The 4,337-nt window shown below is 45.2% G+C and carries 4 protein-coding genes; all 4 read right to left on the reverse strand.

Annotation, left to right across the window (positions count from 1 at the left end; translation table 11 throughout):
• Window positions 1-166 precede the first annotated feature (166 nt).
• Entirely contained in the window at window positions 167-829 is a 663-nt protein-coding gene (locus AB3112_RS08670) for a thiamine diphosphokinase (RefSeq protein WP_084975368.1), read from the reverse strand.
• Window positions 830-1,483 (reverse strand): ribulose-phosphate 3-epimerase, encoded by a 654-nt coding sequence (rpe, locus tag AB3112_RS08675; RefSeq protein ID WP_057909094.1) that lies wholly within the window; start codon window positions 1,481-1,483, stop codon window positions 830-832.
• An 11-nt stretch (window positions 1,484-1,494) separates the two neighbouring features.
• The gene (rsgA, locus tag AB3112_RS08680; protein ID WP_084975366.1) at window positions 1,495-2,385 is read right to left on the reverse strand and encodes a ribosome small subunit-dependent GTPase A; all 891 of its coding nucleotides are present in this window, start codon (window positions 2,383-2,385) and stop codon (window positions 1,495-1,497) included.
• Window positions 2,386-2,455: 70 nt separating this feature from the next.
• On the reverse strand, window positions 2,456-4,337 hold a 1,882-nt coding region (gene pknB, locus AB3112_RS08685), incomplete at its 5' end, for a Stk1 family PASTA domain-containing Ser/Thr kinase (RefSeq protein ID WP_367334304.1).

Here is a 4,337-nt window from a genome sequence, read left to right on the forward strand (position 1 = left end):
ACCCGTGTATAGCAATAACTTGGATCGATGATGATCGATCTTTTTTATTACAATGAAAAAGGATTGAGTCAACCTCACATTTCCGTGAGAATGACTCAATCCTTTTTTCGACTGACCAACAACGAGCTGGTGCAGCCAAATAATGTCACAAACTTGATTTTCCGTATTAATTAAACCGGTTAATATCCTTACTTTGAATCACACACATGACCCCACTGCCAAATTGAAACTTGGCAGTTTCGCCGACAAATTCATTGCTGGCAAGCGACATCGGGTGTTTGACCTGGTAATCATCCAAACGATACTTTTCATCGTATAGCGTTAGGTGATCCATCGGTGTCAATGCCACAAACGCCAAATATTTTTTATCGGCCTCTTTTTGAATCTGGTAGTCTCCGGGTAGAAAAAAGGTCAGGGTATTTTGCTTGTCAATCATACGAATTTTTGGTGCATCAGGTTTAAACCGTGGCTCCAGGACCATCCACAGATTCGCCAGAAAATGATCCAAGCGGCCACCAGTGGCACCATAAATATCCAGACGATCCGCGTGATATTCCTGCAAGGCAACCTTTAATCCCAATTGCGTGTCAGTGTCATCTTTTTCAGGAATTGACTGGCGGATATCTGAGATGTGGTCGCGAACCAGCTGCAATTCTTCAGGTTTTAAAGAATCGAAGTCACCAATCGCTACCAAGGGATCAATCCCCTTTTCAATTAAATGGAGATTTCCTCTATCGATCCCAATCCAGTCGCCGCTAACCTGTCCGTTTTTCAATTCATCAGGCCAGAGGTCAATCGGACCGCCGACCAATAGATTTAATCGTTTCATTTATTTTGTAGCATCCTTTATCGCGTTGATTCGACTAACCGGGTCATCGGCATCAAATACATAGGATCCGGCAACTGCAACCGTTGCACCGGCTTGATAAGCACCAACAACAGTGTGATCGTTGACGCCACCATCAATTTCAATGTCGAAGTTCAAGCCCTCTGATTTTTTAATTTCATTTAATTCGGCAATCTTTTTAACGGTTTCCGGCAGGAACTTTTGACCGCCGAATCCAGGGTTAACCGTCATCACTAAGACTTGATCCACCATATACAAGACCGGCTTAATGGCTGAAACAGGGGTTCCTGGGTTGATGACAACTTCTGCCTTAACGCCCTTGTTCTTAATCATCTGTAAAGCACGGTGAATATGTGGCGTCGCTTCAGTGTGAACACCGATAATATCAGCGCCGGCATCAGCGAATTGGTCAACGAAGCGTTCTGGTGATTGAACCATCATGTGAACGTCAAGGACCATATCGGTGATTGGGCGAATGGCTTTGACCCAGCCGGGGCCATAGGAAAGAGCGGGTACAAATTGACCATCCATAATGTCAATATGCAGCACTTCTGCGCCACCCTTATCGACCATTTCAACATCTTTTTGCAAATTGACATAATCAGCACTCAAAATTGAAGGTGCAACTTTAATCATAATTAACTTCCTCACTTTTTATAATTTGGTTTCCGATTTTTAATATCGGTGTACAGTTGCAAATAATTTTCATATCTGCTCGACATGATGTCTCCGGCAGCGACTTGCCGCTTCACCTCACAGTCGGGTTCGTTGACGTGGACGCATCCCCTAAAGCGACATTTAACAGATGCCCGCTTAAATTCAGGGAAATAGTTCGCCAGTTCCCGGTAATCGATTTCCAACGTATCATACGATGAAAATCCCGGTGTGTCCGCAATAAAGCCGTCATTGACACGCAGCAGCGCCACTTTTCGAGTCGTATGTTTGCCCCGATTCAAAGCGGTGGAGATCTCGCCCGTTGCCAAATTCAAATCCGGTGCGAGGTGATTGAGCAACGTCGATTTGCCGGCACCGGTCTGTCCCATTATCACATTTTCTTTTCCTGAAAACAATTGGCGTAAATGATCCAACGAATTTTCATCAAATGCCTGATCCGGCAAAATAACCTGATAAGGAATCTTGGCGTAATCAGCCGCTAACGCTTTAAAGTAGTCCAACTGCTTGTCGTCCAATAAGTCTGTTTTGGTGAAATAGATAATTGGCTTGATCTTGCCAATTTCCAGGGCAATTAACTGCCGATCCAATAGGTTACTGGAAAACTCTGGTTGTGTCGTGGCGGTTGCGACAATCGCCTGGTCGATATTGGCAATCGGCGGTCTGACCAACGCGTTTTTTCTGGGAAGCATTTTGAGAATGTATCCCTTGTTGTCATCTTCGACTTGAAACTCCACGTCGTCGCCGACCAGTGGCGTAATCTTGCGTTTGCGAAAATTGCCCCGGGCCCGCGTTCGATAAATCTTTCCTTCCGAATGGACATCATAAAAGCCGCTTAATGACTGAAAAATTTTTCCTTGTTTCAACTGATCACCTCGATAAAAAAATCACTTCCCTTTTATTATAAGAGAAGTGACTTTAATTTGCAGTAATTTATTAATGTGAATCGTAAGTGACATTATTATCGCGCATAATCGTTTTTCCGTCACGAACGACCTTATACTTACCGACCTCTTTACTTGTCAGCTTAAATGGCAAGGTGACTGCCGTATCCTTGGTAATCACCATTTGCTTGTAGACGTTCGATAAGCTGTGATCATGGTCCTTAAGATAAATCAGCACCACGTTTTCATTGGAACCGGACTGATCATCTTGTGAGTCGTCACTTGCTTCGCCGCTTGGATCCAATGACGATGCTGAGCTGGCACTAGCGGATTCGGCCTGTAGATAAGGAATCGTAATTCGAACGTTAAAGCTCTTCAGCTGATCTGAATTATCTTTCTTTGGTCCACGAGAGATCCAGACGGCCACGTTACCGCCCTGCTGGATAGATTGATTGGCATTTGGTGATTGTCGAACGACGCGCCCTTTTGGCTGATCATCAGAATAGACGTAGTCAAAAGTTGGATTAATTTCAACTTTATTCGAGTATGAAACGACCTGCGCCTTGGTCATCCCGGTTAAATCCTTGAGGGTAATTTGTTTAATACCAGTAGAGACCACGAAAGTCAACGTTTGCTTAGCTGGATTCAGTCGTGCGCCGGATTGAAAATCCTGTTGGAGAATCTTGCTGGGTTTAAATGAACTTGAAGGCGCGTTTCGTTTCCGCACTTTAAAGCCTTCATCTTCAAGCTTTTGTTTGACCGCATCGTAGTTTTGACCCACATAGTTGTCAACCTTGACTTTTCTTGGCCCAGAGCTGACCACTAAGTTGACTTTGGTGCCCTTTTTGACCTTGGTTTCTTCTTTGGGTGAGGAACTAATGACTCTGTGGCGGTCAATTTTATCACTGCTTTCATATTTGACGCTGCCGACTGTTAGGTCGGCGTCCTGGATTTTAGCCTCGGCCTCAGATTCCAAGGTTCCAGAAATAACCGGAACGGTGGTTTTCCCGGTGGCTGAAGCAACCAGCACAATTGCCAAGATCAGCACCAATAACCCGGCGATACCGCCAATAATGAACCATTTTCGACGGCGGTGCTTTTTATCAGGTTTTTTGCCTTTTTTAGTCTGACCAGCCGGTGTTTCGCGCTTTTGGGCATCGGCACTGGCTGTTTGACCCTGATCCGTTAAGGGGGTAAATGGCATCACCCGAGTTTTCTCATCCATCCCGGTGTTCTGGGATGGAACAGTGAACTTGGCTTCATTCGCCCGTGATTTATCCAACGACGTATTTAAGTCGGCTGCTAATTCATTGACGGATTGATAACGGTCATTGGGATTCTTGGCAGTTGCTTTTAAGACCACGTTTTCCATGGCTTGAGGAATTCGCGGATCGAAATCTCTAACGGATGGCATCGGGGTTTGGGAATGCTTGATTGCAATCGAAACGGCGGTGTCACCGTTGAAAGGAACTTTACCGGTTAAAATTTCGTAAAGGATGATTCCTAACGAATAGATATCCGAGCGGGCAGTTGCCATCTCGCCTTTGATTTGTTCGGGAGACAGGTAGTGAATCGAGCCGATAATCGAACGCGTCTGGGTCATCGTGTCCTCGGATCCGGCCCGGGAAATCCCAAAATCGGTGATCTTGATATACCCGTTTTTATCAACCAGGATATTTTGTGGCTTCAAATCCCGGTGAATAATATTATGACGGTGCGCTTCACTGACGGCCGAACAAATTTGCTCCATAATATTGACAACTTCGGCATACGGAATGGGGAAGTTGTCCTTGATGTATTTTTTGAGATCCTCGCCATCAACGTATTCCATGACCAGGTACTGCATCCCTTCGACTTCATCAACATCATAAATGCCGACGATGTGGGGATTATCCAGCTGTGTCGCCGCCATGGCTTCATGCTGGAAGCGTTTC

This window comes from Lentilactobacillus sp., from assembly GCF_040773105.1.
In the GTDB taxonomy this organism is placed as follows: domain Bacteria; phylum Bacillota; class Bacilli; order Lactobacillales; family Lactobacillaceae; genus Lentilactobacillus; species Lentilactobacillus parabuchneri.

Excerpts from the sequence above, each read along its gene's own strand:
- rpe (WP_057909094.1), bottom strand. The coding sequence starts at position 1,483 with ATGATTAAAGTTGCACCTTCAATTTTGAGTGCTGATTATGTCAATTTG.
- AB3112_RS08670 (WP_084975368.1), bottom strand. The coding sequence starts at position 829 with ATGAAACGATTAAATCTATTGGTCGGCGGTCCGATTGACCTCTGGCCT.